Raw genomic sequence first — 17098 nt, 5'->3', positions numbered from 1 at the left:
AGGAGCATCATGCGTCCCATCCGCATGCCCGTTCGCCTGCCCGGACGAGCCGGCGCCGCCACGCTCGGCCTCGGCGTCATCGCCGGCCTGGCACTGCTCACCGCCCCCACCGCGAGCAGTCACGGCTACACCGACACCCCCATCAGCCGCCAGAAGCTCTGCGCCAACAAGACCGTCTCCGACTGCGGCCCCATCCAGTGGGAGCCGCAGAGCGTCGAGGGCTACAAGGGCTTCCCGGCCGCCGGTCCGGCCGACGGCCAGATATGTTCCGGCGGGCACGGCGAGTTCGCGCAGCTCGACGATCCGCGCGGCGGGACCTGGCCCACCACCAAGGTGACCAGCGGGCAGAGCTACGGCTTCCGGTGGCAGTTCACCGCCAACCACTCCACCACCGACTTCAAGTACTACGTCACCAAGAACGGCTGGGACCCCACCAAGCCCCTCACCCGCGCGTCCCTCGAATCCCAGCCCTTCCTCACCGTCGCCTACAACGGCGCCCGGCCCGCCATGACCACCGTCCACCAGGGCACCATGCCGAGCGGAAAGACCGGCCGGCACATGATCCTGGCCGTGTGGACCGTCAACGACACCCCCATGGCCTTCTACTCCTGCTCCGACGTCCAGTTCTGACCCTCGGACCCATTCAGTTCTGACGCAGCGTCAGCTACCCTCCGGCGGCATGGGGACGACACCCGCAACCGTCGCGGAGCTCATGACCCGCCAATGGGGCGACCACCGGCCGGGGCTGATGTACGGCGGCAGCACGCACACCGCCGTCCTCAGCCGCCACCGGAGCGCCCAGGAGGCCGCCGCGCGCGCCGCGCTGCTCGTCGACCTCCTCCTGCCGGCGGGCCGCGGCGCCGAACCGCACGTGGGGGTGCTGCTCGACAACACTCCCGAGTTCCCCTTCTGGCTCGGCGCGGCGGCCCTCGCCGGGGCCGCCGTCGCCGGGATCAACCCCACCCGGCGCGGTCCCGAGCTGGCGCGCGACATCCTGCACACCGACTGCCGGATCCTGGTCACCGAGCGCGCCCACCTGCCCCTGCTGCGCGGGCTCGACCTGCCCGGCGTGCGGATCCTCGTGACCGACTCCGAGGAGTACGCCGCCCTGCTCGCCCCGTACGCGGACGCCAAGCCGGGCGAGGCCGTGATCGCGACCCCCGCCCCCGGTTCCCGCTTCCTCCTCTACTTCACCTCCGGCTCCACCGGCGCTCCCAAGGCGGCCCTGTGCAGCCAGGGCCGGCTGGCCGCCGCCGCGGACTCGCTGGTCCGGCAGTTCTCGGTCACCGCCGCCGACGTCCACTACGTCTGCATGCCGCTCTTCCACGGCAACGCCGTCATCGCCGACTGGCTGCCCGCCCTCGCCGGGGGCGCGGCCGTGGCACTGCGCCCCCGCTTCTCCGCCTCCGAGTTCCTGGCCGACGTCCGCGCGTACGGGGCGACGTACTTCACCTACGTCGGCCGGGCCGTCCAGTACCTGCTGGCCACCGAGCCCCGTCCCGACGACCGCGAGCACTCCCTGCGCCTGGGCTTCGGCACCGAGGCCGGCGCCGTGGACGCGGCGCGCTTCACCGAGCGGTTCGGGGTCAGGCTGGTGGAGGGGTACGGGGCCACCGAGGGCGGAGCGTCCGTCCAGCGCACCCCGGACACCCCGCCGGGCGCCCTGGGTCGGGCCGGGGCCGGGGACGACCTGGCGGTGATCGATCCGGAGACGGGCACGGAGTGCCCGCCCGCCGTCCTGGACGCCGGGGGCCGCCTCCTCAACGGCGCCGCGGCGATCGGCGAGCTGGTCAACCGCGGCCGGAGCCTGTTCGAGGGCTACTGGCGCAACCCCGAGGCGGAGGCGTCCAGGACCCGCGACGGCTGGTACTGGACGGGCGACCTCTTCTTCCGGGACGCGGAGGGGTTCCTCTACTTCGCCGGCCGTACGGACGACCGGCTGCGGGTCGACAGCGAGAACCTCGCCGCGGCGGTGATCGAGAACGTCCTGGCGCGCTGGCCGGCGGCGGCCGCGGTCGCCGTGTACGCGGTGCCGGACGAGGTGGCCGGCGACCAGGTGATGGCCGCGGTGGCCCTGGCGGAGGGGGAGCGGTTCTCGCCGGAGGCCTTCGCCGCCTTCCTGGCCGCACAGCCCGACCTGGGCACGAAGATGTCCCCGCGCTACGTCCGGATCGTGGAGTCCATGCCGGTGACGGCGACCAACAAGATCCACCGGGCCGCCCTGCGCCGTACCGGCTTCCGCTGCCCGGACCCGGTCTGGTGGTCCCCGCCGGGCGGCTCCGGCTACCGGCCCCTGGGTCCGGCGGACCTCGCCGGCCTGCTGGCGCAGTACGCGGCACACGGCCGCGCCGAGCTCCTGGAGCGCTGACCGGCGGACGCCGACGGGTGATCCCCGCGCCCGCGGGTATTGGTTTTGAGCACCCCTGAGGAGCAGGTAGTATTTTCTCTGTCAGGCGCCGCTAGCTCAGTTGGTTAGAGCAGCTGACTCTTAATCAGCGGGTCCGGGGTTCGAGTCCCTGGCGGCGCACCTGTACTTCGGGCGGTTTCCGGTTCACCGGGAACCGCCCGAAGTGTTTTCCGGTCCCTCCGCACCCCCCGCGGCCCGGAACCCGGTCAGAGCGTGAGGGACAGCAGCAGGGGCGCGGCCTTGCGGTTCAGCGCTTCCGCGGCGGCCCGCAGCCGGTGCGCGTGCTCGACCGGCATCGACAGGGCCAGGCAGCCCACCGAGGCCCCGGCCGTGATCGGCACGGCGGCGCAGACGGTGCCCACCGCGTACTCCTGGAGGTCCAGCACCGGAACCGTGGCCGGCTGCGCGTCCAGCTTGGAGAAGAGGATCCGCTCGTTCACGATCGTCTTCGACGTGAGCCGGGCGATCTTGTGCCGCGAGAGGTGGTCGCGCCGTCCGTTCTGGTCGAGCTGCGTCAGCAGGCACTTGCCGACCGCGCTCGCGTGCGCCGCGGAGCGGAAGTCGACCCACTCGTGCACCTTCGGGGTGCGCGGGCTGTCCGCGAACTGCGTGATCTTCACCTCGCCGTCCACGTACCGGCTGATGTAGACCGCCGCGCCCACCGAGTCCCTGAGCCGGTCCAGGGTCTCCTGGAGCTTGCTATGGAGGGCCTGCTGCCTGTCTATGCCGGAGCCGAGCAGCACGAGGGAGTCGCCTATGGCGTAGGCGCCGTCCGACACCTGGAGTACGTACCCCTCGCGGCGGAGCATGAGGAGCATGGGGGCGAGATGGACCGCGGGCAGGCCGGTCTCACGCGCGATCTGTACGTCGGTCACACCGCCGGTGTGGCGGGCGATCGTTTCGAGTACGCGCAGGGCGTACTGCACCGAGTGGAACGGCGCGGTCGGCTCGGGCTTCAGCGCCACGGTTTCCCCCTAGCAGGTTGTTACCGCTTGCCCTACCACGATAGCCATCAAGAGGCCCACGTGGAGCGCCTGTTGATGAGATTGATGGCTCATTCACGTCCCTCCGTCCGCGTCCGCACCATTGGCATATGCCAAGGTCACGCCCGCTGTCCGGGGATGCCGGGAATGCCCGCGCCCCGCCGATGGTTCGAGTTCTTCGTACGGACGGCGGAGCGAGGCGGGAGCGACGATGAGTGACACCGGGGACGCGGGTCGGGGTGCGGACGGGGACGGCCGCGAAGATCGCGGAGGGCGCGGGGCCCACCGGGATCCGATCCGGGGCGCCGTACGCGGCGACGCGCCGGTGGCGCTCTCGGTGCTCGACCTCGTCACGGTCGGCAGCGGCAGCACCGCCTACGACTCCCTGCGTACGAGCGTCGACATCGCCCGCCTCGCCGAGTCCCGCGGCTACCACCGCCACTGGGTCGCCGAGCACCACTCCATGCCCGGGGTGGCCAGCTCCTCCCCGGCGGTCATCCTGGCCCACCTCGCCGCCCACACCTCCCGCATCCGGCTCGGCTCGGGCGGGGTCATGCTGCCCAACCACGCGCCGCTCGCCATCGCCGAGCAGTTCGGCACCCTGGAGGCGCTCGCCCCGGGCCGGATCGACCTCGGGCTCGGCCGCGCGCCCGGCACCGACGGCCGCACGGCCGCCGCCCTGCGCGGACCCGGCCGCCTCGACGAGGCCGCCGAGGCGTTCCCCCGGCAGCTCGCGGAGCTCACCCGCTTCCTCGACGACGACTTCCCCGACGGGCACCCGTACGCCCGCGTGCACGCGGTGCCGGGTCCCGTGCAGGGCCCCGCCGGGCGGCCGCCGCTGTGGCTGCTCGGCTCCTCCGGGTTCAGCGCCCGCCTCGCCGCCGAGCTCGGCCTGCCGTTCGCGTACGCGCACCACTTCTCGGCGGCCGGCACCCTGCCCGCACTGGACCTCTACCGCCAGACCTTCCGCCCCTCGGCCGTACTGGACGCCCCGTACGCCGTGATCGGGGTCTCGGCGCTCGCCGCCGACACCGACGGGCAGGCCCGCGCCCAAGTGCTCACGGGCGCGCTGTCGATGCTGCGGCTGCGCAGCGGCCGGCCCGGTCTGGTCCCGACGCCCGAGGAGGCGGCGGCCTACGGATTCTCCCCGCTGGAGCGGGAGTTCGTGGACGGCTGGCTCGCGAACGTGGTCCACGGCACGCCCGACGAGGTCCGTGCCGGCCTCGACGGCCTGGCCGAGCGCACGGGCGCCGACGAGCTGATGCTGACCGCCAACGCGCACGGCGGCGCGGCCCGTCTGCGCTCGTACGAACTCGTCGCGGACGCGTACGGGATGCCGGCGGAGGCCCCGTCAGCTGATTGATCGCGCGCGAACGGAGTTCGGCTGGTTTGTTGCCGAAACCTTGCGGAAGGGTGTCCTAAGGCACCCTTAAACCGCTCGTCACCCGGGGTGGCGGGCGGTTCTTCTTCTGCCCGCAGGGCTCTGACGAGGGCGTTTGCGTGGCGAGTGGTCTAGTCCTTCTTTGGTCCAAACCATTGACTCGGACCTCGGGTGATCGCTATCTCTTCTCCCACCCGAACCTCTCGCTTCCCCCTCCCACCCCCCGGAGGCAGTTCATGCACATCCGTAAACCCCTCATCGCGGCCGCCGCCACGGCCGCGCTGGCAGCCGGAGCGCTGGCAGGCTTCGCGGGGCTCGGCACCGCGCAGGCCGCCGGTGCGGCCACCGCCGCGGGCGCAGGCGGCAACGTCAAGATCGCGTACTACGACCAGTGGAGCGTGTACGGGAACGCCTTCTACCCCAAGCACCTCGACACCCGCGGCATAGCGGGCAAGCTGGACGTCATCAACTACTCGTTCGGCAACATCCACCCCACCAACCTCACCTGTTTCGAGGCGAACAAGGCGGCGGGCGACGACAACAACCCCAACGCCGGTGACGGCGCGGGCGACTCGTACGCCGACTACCAGAAGTCCTTCAGCGCGGCGGACAGCGTCAGCGGCGTCGCCGACAAGTGGGACCAGCCGATCGTCGGCGTCTTCAACCAGTTCAAGCAGCTGAAGGCCAAGTACCCGAACCTGAAGATCAACATTTCGATCGGCGGCTGGACGTACTCGAAGTACTTCAGCGACGCGGCGAAGACCGACGCCTCCCGCAAGAAGCTGGTCTCCTCCTGCATCGACCAGTACATCAAGGGCAACCTGCCGGTCGACGGCGGCTACGGCGGTCCGGGCAGCGCGGCCGGCATCTTCGACGGCATCGACATCGACTGGGAGTACCCCGGCTCCGCGGGCGGCCACCTGGGCAACCACTACGCCCCCGAGGACAAGCAGAACTTCACGCTCCTGCTCAAGGAGTTCCGCGAGCAGCTCGACGCCTACGGCGCGGCCAACGGCGGCAAGAAGTACCTGCTGACCTCGGCCCTCCCGGCCGGCCAGGACAAGATCAAGTACATCGAGACGGACAAGATCGGCGCGTACCTCGACTACGCGAACATCATGACGTACGACATGCACGGCGCCTGGGACGGCGACGGGCCGACGTACCACCAGTCCCCGCTGTACTCCGGTGCCAACGACCCGACGGACCCGATCGCCCCGGGCACCCAGAAGTACAGCATCGACAACGCGATCGACTCCTGGATCGACGGCAACGCGGCCTACGGCATCACCGGCGGCTTCCCCGCCAACAAGCTGACGCTGGGCTACGAGTTCTACTACCGCGGCTGGAAGGGCGTCCCCGCCGGGACCGCAGGCGGTCTCGCGCAGTCCGCGACCGGCGCCTCCGCGGCCCGGCCCACCAGCCAGCAGGCCGGCATCGCCAACTACAAGGAGCTCGGCGGCATCGTCGACAACCCGGCGGCCACCTTCTGGGACGACCAGGCCAAGGCCGCGTACTTCTACAAGGACGGCGAGTTCTTCACCGGCCTCAACCAGAAGGCCATCCAGGCCCGGGTCGACTACGGCAAGCAGCGCGGCCTGGCCGGCGCGATGATGTACTCCCTGCTCGGCCTGGACGCCAACACCACGCTGTTCAACCAGATCTCGGACGCCCTCGGCGGCACCACGCAGCCTCCGACGACTCCGCCCACCACGCCTCCCACGACGCCTGCGACCACCCCGCCGACGACTCCGCCGACCACGCCGCCCACCTCGGGCTGCCCGGCACCGGCGTACGTCGCGGGGACCGTCTACACCGGAGGCAACGAGGTCTCGCACAAGGGCCACAAGTGGAAGGCCCAGTGGTGGACGCAGAACGAGGAGCCCGGCACGACCGGTGAATGGGGTGTCTGGAAGGACCTCGGCGCCTGCTGATCTCCCCCCACCCCGCGCCGAGCGGCAGCCCGCCCCGCACCCCCGCACAGGAGGGGTGCGGGGCGGGCCTGCTGCCGGTCCCGGCCCGCACCCCTCCCGTGCGGTCCGGCCCGGCCCGGTCCCGCGGTTCAGGCCCCGGGGCGGGTGCCGATCATCTCGGCGATCAGCTCCGGGGCCACCGCGCGCGAGTACAGCCAGCCCTGGCCCGTGTCGCAGCCGACGCGGCGCAGCCGGGCCGCCTGGCCCGCGGTCTCCACGCACTCCGCCGTCACGGTGAGCCCCAGCCGGTGCGCGAGCTGCACGAGGGCCTCGACGATGGTCTCGTCGGCCGGGTTCGGGTGGGTGCCCTCCTCGTAGCGGAAGCCCCGTACGAAGGAGCCGTCCAGCTTCAGCACGGACACCGGCAGCCGGCTCAGGTACGCCAGGTTCGAGTACCCGGTGCCGAAGTCGTCGATGGCGATCCGCACGCCCATGTCGCTCAGCGCCTGGAGGGCCTGGAGCGGCCGCCCGGCGGAGCCCATCACGGCCGACTCCGTCAGCTCCAGCTGGAGCAGCTGCGGGGCCAGCCCGGTCTCGGCCAGGATCTCCGCCACGTCGCCGACCAGGTCGGAGTCCCACACCTGGCGGACCGCCACGTTGACGGAGACGAAGACCGGGGAGTCGCTGGGCTGCTCGATCTGCCAGCGCCGGGCCTGCCGGCACGCGGTCCGCAGCACCCACCGACCCAGCTGGACGATGGAACCGTCCTCTTCCGCAATTCCGATGAACCGATTCGGCGTCAACATGCCGAACTGCGGGTGGTTCCAGCGCACCAGCGCCTCCACCCCGCGCACCGTGCCGCTCTCCAGGTCCACGAGCGGCTGGTACTCCAGCGCGAACTCACCCCGCTCCACGGCCGGCCGCAGGGTCGAGGTCAGCGCCTGGCGGGTCATCCGGTGCGCGTTGCGCTCCGGGTCGAAGAGCGTCCAGCGGGCCTTGCCGTCCGCCTTCGCCCAGTACAGGGTCGTGTCCGCGGCCTGCATCAGCCCGGTCGCCGAGGTCCCGTCCGCGGCCCGCTCCACCACGCCGATCGACGCCGAGACCGACAGCCGCTGCCCGGCCAGGTCGAACGGCTCCTGTACGGCGGCCAGCACGCTCTGCGCCAGGTCGGCGAGCTGCTCGGTGCCGGTGGAGTCCTCGACCAGCAGGGCGAACTCGTCGCCGCCGAGCCGCGCCACCAGGTGCCCGCCGGTGCGCCCGTACCCGGACTGGTCGGCGCACTGGGTCAGCCGGGCCGCGACGGCGGTCAGCAGCCGGTCGCCGACCCGGTGGCCCAGGGTGTCGTTGACGGCCTTGAACCCGTCGAGGTCGAGGTAGCACAGGCCGATCCGGCCGGTGCCGCCCTGCTCGTACGAGGAGGCCTCCAGGGCGGCGGAGAGCCGCTCGAAGAACAGCGCCCGGTTGGGCAGCCGGGTGACCGGGTCGTGCATCTGGAGGTGCCGCAGCCGGGCCTGGAGGTCGCGGCGGTCGCTGATGTCCGCGACGGACAGCAGCACGTCCCGGGTGCCGGGCACGGGCCCGAGGGTGACCTCGGTCCAGAGCGAGTGCCCGTCGGGGTGTTTGAGCCGGCGGGTGCAGCGCAGCCTGGCCTGCCGGCCGCGGAGCACCTCCTGGTACGCCTGCCAGGTACGGGCCTCGGCACCCAGGTCGACCAGGTCGGCCGCACACTGCTCGACGAGCGCGTGCGGCTCCGCCCCGAGCAGCCCGGCCAGCGCCGCGTTGGCGGCGACGACGTGCCCGGAGCGGTCGACGACGGCCATGGCGAGGTGGGCCGCGTTGAAGGCGGCCCGGTAATCGCGCAGTTCGGACTCGGTGCGGGTCGGCGTTGTCGGCATGGCCGGCACTGCTTGGTGACGCTCCGTAGTGGCCGATCGGATGCTGTCGGCCGCCGAACCGGTTCCCTCTGAGGTTCCGCTCACCGTTGGCTCCCGCAGTGCTCGTGAGTGTCCGTGCAGGAAAGTGTGCCGATCATAGAGGCACCGTACGGCCCTATCCAGCGGCGTCGCCGTGCGGGGCACGGGACTTCGGCGTGCTGACGCCTCTTCGGGCGGATCCCGGGCGATCGTTTCTGCGCAGCTCTGAGCAGCGGAAGTCCCCTGCTGATCTCCGGTGATCGGTCGTGACGTTCTGTAGGCATGTGGGTGAACCCCCCGGGTCACCGGCTTGCCGTAGTGCTCACTCTTGTGGGGCAGCGGAACAGGGCATTAGTAAGACAATCCCCTCAGGGTGGAGCGAGATGGTACGAATCCACCACCGGAGGTCGATGTGCCGCGACAGCAGACACCCGGGGGAGTGGAACGCTCCCGCATGACGAGTACGGCGGCCGCGCTCACCTCCCTGACGGCACTCGCCGCCATGTCGCTCGTCGCGGGTCCCGCGGTCGCCGATCCGGGAGCCGCGCCGTGTGCCCTCACCCGCACGTCGGCGCACCACTCCCTGGGCCTCGACACCTGGAACCGCGCCTATCCCAAGCCGGAGCGCACCCTCCACGCGGTCATGGTCTTCCTCTCCTTCCCCGATCACCGGACCACCCTGACGACCGAGCAGCTGACGGGCGACTACTTCCCCGCGACCAGCGATTTCTTCGAGCGGGCCTCGTACGGGAGGTTCCGTCTGGAGCCGCACCCGCAGCAGCGGTGGATCCGGATGCCCAAGCCGTCGACGGCGTACGGGATACAGCGTGACTGGGCGGCCCAGGACCGGGCGGCGTACCTGCGGGACGCGGTCGCGGCCGCCGACCGGGAGGTGGACTTCTCGCAGTACGACGTCGTGTACTTCGTCGCCGACCCGGACGCGCCCGGGGTGGACTCGGACGCCACGAAGGTCGTCAACTTCGACCGGCCGATCCGGGCGGACGGGACGGACCTGCGGCGGATCGTGACCGTCTTCGAGCGGCACCCCCCGGACCGCAACGTGCTCGCGCACGAGACCGGGCACGTCTTCGACCTGCCCGACCTCTACCACCGGCCGAGCGACGGCAAGGGCGACTGGGACACGTACGTCGGCGACTGGGACGTCATGGGCAGCCAGTTCGGGATGGCGCCGGACCTGTTCGCCTGGCACAAGTGGAAGCTGGGCTGGCTCGACTCCTCCCAGGTGGACTGCGTGCAGTCCGGCTCCTCGCTGCACACCCTGCTGCCCCTGGCCCAGGCCCCGGCGCCGGGCGCCACGGGCGGGACCCGGCTCGCCGTGATCCGTACGGGTACGGGCAGCGCCATCGCGGTCGAGGCGCGGGGCTCCGCCGGCAACGACGGGGACACCTGTACGGAGGGGGTCCTGGTCTACCGGGTGCGCAACGAGGCGGCTTCGGGCGGCGGGCCGATCGAGGTGCTCGACGGGCATCCGGGCTCGGAGGCGTGCTGGGACCGCTCGGTGTACCCGCCGCTGGCGGACGCGCCGCTGGAGGTGGGGGAGGCGTTCACGGTGCCGGGGGAGCGGATCAGGATCGAGGTGGCGGACCGGACCCCGTCCGGCGCGTACACGGTGAAGATCACCACGTAGTGCGGCGGAGTCGGAACACGAAGAAGGCCCCCACTCGCGTGGGGGCCTTCTTCCGTCTGTGCGCCGCCAGGGACTCGAACCCCGGACCCGCTGATTAAGAGTCAGCTGCTCTAACCAACTGAGCTAGCGGCGCTTGGTGACGAGGAAGACATTAGCAGGGAGACGGCCGGAAGGAAAAATCGATATCCGCAGCTCGGGCGGCGCGCAGGTACGCCCACAGGAGCGCCTCGGGTCCGGGCAGCCAGGGGGTGCGGGTGTCGGGGGCGACGACCCAGCGGGACGGGCCGGGGGTGGCGTCGAGCGGCGGCACGGTGACGGCGTCCCCGTGACCGTGGCACAACGGCGCGGGCACGGAGCTGCCCCACTCTTCCCAGGCCAGCAGCGCGGGGAGGCGGTGCGCGGTCCCGGTGGAGGTGAAGAGGAGCATCCGCCCGCGGTGCACGGCGACGGGCCCGGAGCCGGGGCCCTCGGCCCAGAGCAGGTCGAGCATGCGGCGGCCGAGGACGAGGGGGACGTTGACGACGTCGAAGGCGGTCCCACAGGGCAGCACGGCGGGGGCGGTGGCCCGCGCCTCCCAGCGCGCGAGGGTGCTGTGCGGGTGCGCCGACGCGGAGGCGAGCCAGGCGGCGCCCTGGGGGGTGACGTGGGTGGCGGTGCGTGCGTGCGGGGTGGGGCAGGCGGGTGCCGTCGTCAGCGTCGTCATGCGGACCGGTCTACCGGGCGTAGCGATCCGGTTTCCGGGAGTTACGCAAAACCCGGACAGGGTGGGGGACGGTGGGCTATGTTGCGCCCCGCATATGCCAGATGCGCCGCCCGACACGGCATCGCGACACACCCTAGGGAGCGTCCGTGCCCGCTTCGCGTTGGAGGGACTCGCCGAACTCGATCATCTTGAGCGCGTAGTCCTCGGTCCAGTCCGCCTGCTCGGCGATCTCCGCAGGCGGCAGCCGGTCGAACCGGCGCGGATCGGCGAGCTGCGCGGCGGCCAGGGCCTGGAACTCCACCGCCCGCTCCTGCGCCGCCCGGAAGGCGAGCGTCAGCTCGGTGGCGCGGGCCAGCAGCTCCCGCGGGTCCTCGATCGACTCCAGGTCGAAGAAGTGCTCCGGGTCCGTGGCGGCCTCCGAGGGCTCGAAGAGCAGCGGCGCGGGCCGCGGCTTCCGCTCGGTCGTCCGCTCGGGCTCTGCCATGCGTGTCCTCCTGGTGCGCGTGGGGGATCCTTCCGGGCCACCCTCCATTGTCCAACGCCGCGCAAGAGCGCCGCCTTGGGGCCCGTCAGGGCCTCCAGGCGACCCGGTGCTCCGCGAGGTGGGCCAGGACCGAGTGGTTGGCCTCCCAGCCGTCAGGGAACTTCACCGTGACGCCCAACTGGACCGGCTCCGTGGAGGGGTGGTCGTCCAGCAGCTCGGCTATCCCCGCCCGGGCCACCACCACGCAGGCGTGCCGGTGCCGCGAGGCCAGGACGCACAGGCGGCCCGTCTCCAGGTGGAACGCCGTCGCGTCCGGGCGGCCCGACAGCGGGTGCAGCACCACCGTCAGGTCGTACTCCCGCCCCTGGAGCCGGTTCGCGGTGTCCACCGTGACCCCGGTGACGCCCAGGTCCGCCAAGGCGGCGCGGACCGCCGCCGCCTGGTCCCGGTGCGCCGTGCCGACCGCGATCCGGTCGGCCGTCAGGGCGGTGGGGACCTCGGACTGCTCGTCCGCCGTCACCGCGCCCCGGTCCAGCGCCCGCCGGACCACCAGGGCCACCGCCCGTACGGCCTCGGGGTCGGTCCGCGGCGTGTGCCGCGCGGGCAGCTCCAGCAGGCCCCAGCCCGACTCGGCGGCCTCGTCCAGCACCCGGTCGGGACCGGAGCCGTCGCCGGCCACCCCGTACGACAGCCTCCGCGCGCCCGGACCCGTACCGCTGCGGAACTGCGTGTACGGGTAGAACGCCCGAGAGACCAGCGGCGCGGCCGACGCCGGGAGCCGCCAGGACACCGGCAGCCGGTGCTGCGGCAGCTGCGGGTTGTGCGCCAGCAGGGTGCTGACGGCGCTCGCCGAAGGGTCGTACGACAGCCCGGCCCACTGCTCGGCTCCGACCACGCTGAACGGGTCCAGCTGCCCCGGGTCGCCCACGAACAGGGCCCTGTCGAACAGCCCGGCCACGGCCAGCAGCGCGTCCGAGCGCATCTGGTACGCCTCGTCGACGATGGCGTGCTCCCAGGGCTCGGCGTCCTTCACGTACGCCCACTTCGCCGCCGTCGAGATGGTGATCGGCAGCTCCGCGAGGTCCTTCGGCTTGGCCGAGAGGGTGACCGAGGGCAGCTCGCGCAGCGCCGGGTCGTACGCGTCGCCCTCGCTGCTGTGCAGCCGGCCGACCTTCAGCTCCGGGTCCTTGCCGGCGAGCCGCAGCACCAGGTCGTCGACCTGCGCGTTGGTCTGCGCGACCACCATCAGCCGGCGCCCGGCCGCGGCCAGCTCCCGGGCGGCCCGCACCACGAGCGTGGACTTGCCCGCCCCGGGCGGGGAGTCGACGACGACGCCGCGCTCGCTGCCGTGCAGGGTGTCGCGCAGGATGGCGGCGGTCGCCTCGGCGGCCAGGGCCCCCGGGTCGAATCGCTGCTCGGATGCGGTGCTCACAGGATGTCCTCGTCCGTCACGGCGTCGGGCAGGGGAGCGGCGGCCCGGGACCGCGGCGGGCCGCCGTGGGTCCACGGGGTCTTCTCCGGGTCCGGCAGCTTCGGGCCGCCGCGCGCGTCGTGCTCGAACAGCGTCCAGCAGACCCGGTCGCCCTTCTGCGGAACCGAGCCCGGCTCCGGCTCCCTGCCGCGGCCCATCTTGTCCAGCAGCCGCAGTACGAGGAGCCGGCCGTCCTCCTCGAAGCGGACGAACTGCGCCGCCTGCGGGCGGCCCTCCAGCGAGCGGAACACCTTGCCGCCGCCCTCCGTGAGCTGCGGACGGTCCTCCGTGGCCACCGTCACCAGCGGGCGCGGACTCGGCCGCTTCGACTCCGTCCACTCCATCACGACCTCGGTGACCTCGCCCGCGAAGGCCTCGCCCGACAGCCGACGGCCCGCCATCACCAGCGGATCGTCCAGCGCCTCCTGGGCGTCGAGCCGTACCTGCTCGGTCTCCCGCGTCGCCAGCTTCTGCGCCGCCGTCACCGCGTCGTCGCGGCGCGGCTGAGGGGGCTCGCCCGCCCGGATCCGGTCGCGGTGGCCGGTGTACGACCAGCGGTCGCGGGTCCAGCGCTCCTCGGCCCGCTCCCCGGCCGGCAGCGCGCGCAGCAGCTCCAGCGACCGCCACACCGCCCGCCAGGCGGGCCGCATCTGCTCCGCGACGAGCTCGCGGACGACCGCCTCGGCGCGGGCCACGGCCTTCGGATCGTCCCCGGAGCGCGCCGTGTCGTAGCGGGCCATGGCCGGGGCCAGCAGCTTGTTGTCGAAGGCCGGGTCGGTGGCGGGTCCGGCGGGCGGCACCAGCAGCTGCCCGTCCCGGTCGCGGCCGAGCTCGGCCCGCACGGCGGCCTCCGCGCCCGATTCCCCCTCCGGCGGGGCTATCCACGACAGCAGGGCGCCCAGGTGCTGGTCCTCCAGATTGCTCTGGCCGGTGGCCCAGTGGCGTCCGAGCAGCTCCGTCGCCGACAGCAGCATCGAGGCCCCGGGGACGCGGGAGCGCTCGCCGAGGTGCGTGAACCAGCGTCCCAGCAGCGGTACCCGGGTGGGCGCCGGATACGGATTCTCCGGCTCCTCCTCGGCCGTCCGCCGGAACCGCATCGACCGCCCCAGCAGCCGTACGTACTCGATTCCGGCCCGGCTCGGCACGATCAGCTGCGGTGCGTCCAGGCAGAGCTCGGCGGCGACCTTGCTCTTGGCGCCGGTGTCCGGGTCGGTCTCGGTGCGCTCCACGTACTCGACGTCGTCCGCGTACCCGTCCACGTACGGCAGGACCACGTCCGCCAGGTCCGCCAGGAACGCCCAGCGCAGGTCCCGGTCGCGCGGCTGCGGGACCACCAGCAGCCGCGGCCGCGCGGGATCCGTGCCGACCAGCACGCCGAGCGGGGCCCCGGCCTCGCCCGCCGTGGTCAGGGGTACGAGGACCAGCGGGCGCTCGCTCAGGTGCCGGTGCCGCACGGTCGCCAGCGGCCGGGCCCGGCCCGCCCGGACGGCCTCCAGGCGCGCGAGGGTGGTCAGCAGGGACATGCGGCCGCCTCCAGGGCCTCGGCGCGCAGCCGGGCGGCGTGGTGCAGCGAGGCGGCCGTCGGGTCGTCGGGGCCGCCGGAGCCGGCGGCGGCCGCGAGGGCCTCCTCGACGGTGGTGAGCGTGCCGAGCTCCCCGCGTACGGAACGGCCCAGCGCGGTCACCGCGTCGGCGGCGCGGGCCCGCTCCCGGCAGTGGAAGGCCAGCTCGCAGGCGGCCAGGCACTCGGGGGCGTAGGCGGCGGAGACGGCCGAGACCGCCTCGGTCAGCTCCTCGGCGGGGCGCGCCGGGTCGAAGCTGAGCCCCTCGGGCAGGGCCGCGGCCAGTTCCTCGACCCGGGTCAGCCGCTCCAGCTGGCGCCGGGTCACGGCCCGCTCGCGGCGGATGTCGACGGGCGAGGCGGCGGGGAGGTTCGAGAAGTCCTTCGGGCAGACGAGCAGCACCGTGTGCCCGACCACGGCGGAGGCCAGCTTCCCGGCGGTCTTCTCCAGGGCCAGGACGTAGACGGCCGCCTGCCGCGCGGCGGCGCCCACCTTCGCGGCGTCCGCGGCCCCGTCGATCATCGGGAACGATTTGATCTCCACGACGGTCCAGCGGCCGTCGGGGTGCACCACGACGGCGTCGGGCTCCAGGTAGGCGGGGGAGCCCGCCACCTCCAGGGCCAGCATCGGGTGGTCCAGCAGGGTCCACGTACCGTCCGCGACCGCGGCGGCGGTCGCCTCGCGCAGGGCGAGCGCGGTGCGGGCGGCGCGGCCCTCGGGGCCGGCGGCCGTCAGGTCGGGGACGTGCGCGCCCGGGCCGGGCGGCTCGGATCCGGCGCCGAGGTGCTCGTGCACGAGCCGCAGGAGCTCGGCCCCGCCGTCGCCCTTGACCCTGGCCTCGAAGGAGTTCCCGCGGACGATGGCGAACTGCGACTGGCCGAAGGCGGCGGGCGAGCCGAGGGCCGCGGCCAGGGCGGTCTTGTCCACACCGGCGCCGTCGAGCAGGGCCCGTCTGCCGCATCCGGGGTTGGCGGCGAGCGCCGCCAACGCGCGGGCGTCGAGCGGGCGGGGCGGCACGGCGGGGCCGCGCAGGTCAGCGAGCCGCTGCCGCAGTGTCGTCGTCGGAGGCGGGCCGCTGGGCGGGTAGGAGCTCACGGGCGGAAGTGTCCCATCCGCCACTGACAATCGGGGCGGTACCGGGGAAACCGGCTGTTCGGGCCGGTGTCCGGGCCGGTGTCCGGGCCGTCCGCGCGGAGAGCCGGCGCGTGATCGCGTACCCGGCGGCCATCACGGCGGCCCCGGCGGCCGCGTCCAGGAAGTAGTGGTTGGCGGTGCCCATGACCACGAGCGCGGTGACGGCGGGATAGGCGATGCCGAGCGCCCGCAGCAGCGGGTGGCGCCCGTGCCGCCAGAGCAGCACCCCGCACCACAGGGCCCAGCCGACGTGCAGGCTCGGCATGGCCGCGTACTGGTTGGTCAGGCCCCCGAGTCCGCGCGGGGCGCTGGCCTCGGCGCCCCACCAGCCGTACGCGCTGTACTGGGCCATCGTGTCGGTGAACCCCTGCCCGGCGTCGAGCAGGCGCGGAGGGCAGGTGGGCATCAGGGTGAATCCGACGAGCCCGAGGAGGGTGGAGACCACGAGCCAGGTGCGGGCCGTGCGGTAGTGCCGCGGCCGGCGCAGGTACAGCCAGATCAGCACGGCCGGGGTGACCAGGTAGTGCAGGGAGGCGTACATGAAGTCGGCGGGTATGCCGAGCAGTCCCTGCTGCGAGAACAGCCGGTTGAGCGGCCGTTCGAAGTCGAGCCCCAGCAGCTCCTCGGTCCGCAGGATGGAGAGGCCGTGGCCGACGGCGAGGTGCACGTCACCCCGGGCGAGGAGTCTGCCACCGGTGTACGCGCCGTAGACGAGCCCCAGGAGCAGCAGTTCGGCCCACCAGCGGGTGGGCTTCTGCCGATCAGTCATACGGGATAGGACGCTTGTGCGAGGAGGTGGGTTGCCTGGTGTTCATGTGATGGATGATGGATGGACGACGCAATCGCCCAAAGTCGTACGAAAACCTACTTACCGGGAGTTCCCATGGCCCCCCGCATCCTCCTGGCCCGGCACGGCCAGACGGCGTGGTCCCAGCTCGGCAAGCACACCGGACGCACGGACGTGCCCATGCTGGAGGAGGGCAGGCGCGGCGCGAAGCTGCTGGGCGAGCGGCTGGCCCGCGCCCCCTGGAACGGCCTGCCCGGCGTGGAGGTCCGCACGAGCCCGCTGGTCCGCGCGAGCGAGAGCTGCGACCTGGCGGGCTTCGGTGCCCAGGCGGACCCGTGGCACGCGCTGATGGAGTGGGACTACGGCGACTATGAGGGCATGACCCCGGCCGAGATCCAGGCGATCCGCCCGGGCTGGCTGATCTGGCGCGACGGCGTGCCGGGCGGCGAGTCGGTGGCCGACGTCGCGGCCCGCGCCGACGAGGTCGTCGCCTGGGCCCGTTCGGCGGAGCGCGACGTGCTGGTCTTCGCCCACGGGCACATCCTGCGCACCCTGGCCGCCCGCTGGCTCGGCCTGGAGGCCTCCTTCGGCGCCCGCATCCGCCTGGAGCCCACCTCGCTGTCGGTCCTGGGATGGGCGTACGGGGCCCCCGCCCTGGAGCGCTGGAACGACACGGGTCACCTGGACCTCTGACGCTCCGGGGCGGGTCGAGG

Annotated in this window: 13 protein-coding genes, 2 tRNA genes and 1 pseudogene; 7 read left to right on the top strand and 9 right to left on the bottom strand. The window is 73.0% G+C overall.

Annotated features, from left to right (window positions below; all coding sequences use genetic code 11):
• Positions 1–9 precede the first annotated feature (9 nt).
• The 3 genes from AB0M92_RS10030 (at position 10) to AB0M92_RS10020 (ending at position 2527) form a co-directional block, all read left to right on the top strand.
• Positions 10–630 (top strand): lytic polysaccharide monooxygenase, encoded by a 621-nt coding sequence (locus tag AB0M92_RS10030; protein WP_366101604.1) that lies wholly within the window; start codon positions 10–12, stop codon positions 628–630.
• Positions 631–679: 49 nt separating this feature from the next.
• Positions 680–2368: an AMP-binding protein gene (locus AB0M92_RS10025; protein WP_366101603.1), complete on the top strand. Its 1689-nt coding sequence runs from the start codon at positions 680–682 to the stop codon at positions 2366–2368.
• Between the two features lie 85 nt (positions 2369–2453).
• Positions 2454–2527, top strand: a tRNA-Lys gene (locus AB0M92_RS10020).
• Between the two features lie 86 nt (positions 2528–2613).
• Here the strand turns inward: AB0M92_RS10020 and AB0M92_RS10015 are convergent.
• Positions 2614–3372, bottom strand: coding sequence for an IclR family transcriptional regulator C-terminal domain-containing protein (locus AB0M92_RS10015; RefSeq protein ID WP_366101601.1), 759 nt, complete (start codon positions 3370–3372; stop codon positions 2614–2616).
• 229 nt (positions 3373–3601) lie between these two features.
• Between AB0M92_RS10015 and AB0M92_RS10010 the strand changes: the two genes are divergently transcribed.
• Positions 3602–4753: an LLM class flavin-dependent oxidoreductase gene (locus tag AB0M92_RS10010; protein WP_366101600.1), complete on the top strand. Its 1152-nt coding sequence runs from the start codon at positions 3602–3604 to the stop codon at positions 4751–4753.
• Positions 4754–5007: 254 nt separating this feature from the next.
• Positions 5008–6705, top strand: a complete 1698-nt coding sequence (locus tag AB0M92_RS10005; RefSeq protein ID WP_366101599.1) for a glycosyl hydrolase family 18 protein — start codon at positions 5008–5010, stop codon at positions 6703–6705.
• Positions 6706–6833: 128 nt separating this feature from the next.
• On the opposite strand, the gene AB0M92_RS10000 is transcribed toward AB0M92_RS10005, so the two are convergent.
• Positions 6834–8579, bottom strand: a complete 1746-nt coding sequence (locus AB0M92_RS10000; protein ID WP_366101598.1) for an EAL domain-containing protein — start codon at positions 8577–8579, stop codon at positions 6834–6836.
• A gap of 430 nt (positions 8580–9009) precedes the next feature.
• On the opposite strand from AB0M92_RS10000, the gene AB0M92_RS09995 reads away from it, so the two are divergent.
• On the top strand, positions 9010–10245 hold the full coding sequence (locus AB0M92_RS09995; RefSeq protein WP_366101597.1) for a M6 family metalloprotease domain-containing protein: 1236 nt from the start codon (positions 9010–9012) through the stop codon (positions 10243–10245).
• A 59-nt stretch (positions 10246–10304) separates the two neighbouring features.
• On the opposite strand, the gene AB0M92_RS09990 is transcribed toward AB0M92_RS09995, so the two are convergent.
• The 7 genes and pseudogenes from AB0M92_RS09990 to AB0M92_RS09960 all read right to left on the bottom strand — a co-directional run bounded on the left by AB0M92_RS09990 (position 10305) and on the right by AB0M92_RS09960 (position 16367).
• Positions 10305–10378: transfer RNA gene (locus tag AB0M92_RS09990), tRNA-Lys, on the bottom strand.
• Positions 10369–10948: pseudogene (locus AB0M92_RS09985) on the bottom strand (hypothetical protein). Before AB0M92_RS09985 ends, AB0M92_RS09990 begins: the two are co-directional and overlap by 10 nt.
• A gap of 133 nt (positions 10949–11081) precedes the next feature.
• Positions 11082–11432: a hypothetical protein gene (locus tag AB0M92_RS09980; protein ID WP_366101596.1), complete on the bottom strand. Its 351-nt coding sequence runs from the start codon at positions 11430–11432 to the stop codon at positions 11082–11084.
• An 85-nt stretch (positions 11433–11517) separates the two neighbouring features.
• Positions 11518–12864 carry an AAA domain-containing protein gene (locus AB0M92_RS09975; RefSeq protein WP_366101595.1) on the bottom strand — a complete coding sequence of 449 codons (1347 nt, stop codon included), beginning with the start codon at positions 12862–12864 and terminating at the stop codon, positions 11518–11520.
• A complete protein-coding gene (locus AB0M92_RS09970) occupies positions 12861–14426 on the bottom strand; it encodes a hypothetical protein (RefSeq protein WP_366101594.1) in 1566 nt (521 codons plus the stop codon). The genes AB0M92_RS09975 and AB0M92_RS09970 overlap by 4 nt, the downstream gene beginning before the upstream one ends.
• On the bottom strand, positions 14414–15559 hold the full coding sequence (locus AB0M92_RS09965) for a hypothetical protein (RefSeq protein WP_366101593.1): 1146 nt from the start codon (positions 15557–15559) through the stop codon (positions 14414–14416). The genes AB0M92_RS09970 and AB0M92_RS09965 overlap by 13 nt, the downstream gene beginning before the upstream one ends.
• On the bottom strand, positions 15498–16367 hold the full coding sequence (locus AB0M92_RS09960) for a phosphatase PAP2 family protein (RefSeq protein WP_366101592.1): 870 nt from the start codon (positions 16365–16367) through the stop codon (positions 15498–15500). Before AB0M92_RS09960 ends, AB0M92_RS09965 begins: the two co-directional genes overlap by 62 nt.
• Before the next feature lie 114 nt (positions 16368–16481).
• Here AB0M92_RS09960 and AB0M92_RS09955 point away from each other — a divergent pair, with 114 nt between their 5' ends.
• A complete protein-coding gene (locus tag AB0M92_RS09955; RefSeq protein ID WP_099892133.1) occupies positions 16482–17078 on the top strand; it encodes a histidine phosphatase family protein in 597 nt (198 codons plus the stop codon).
• Positions 17079–17098 lie beyond the last annotated feature (20 nt).

Source organism: Streptomyces sp. NPDC051582, assembly GCF_040681715.1.
Lineage (GTDB): Bacteria > Actinomycetota > Actinomycetes > Streptomycetales > Streptomycetaceae > Streptomyces.
The sequence above is the reverse complement of the archived record's forward strand: the minus strand, read 5'-3'. Positions and strand labels throughout refer to the sequence as shown.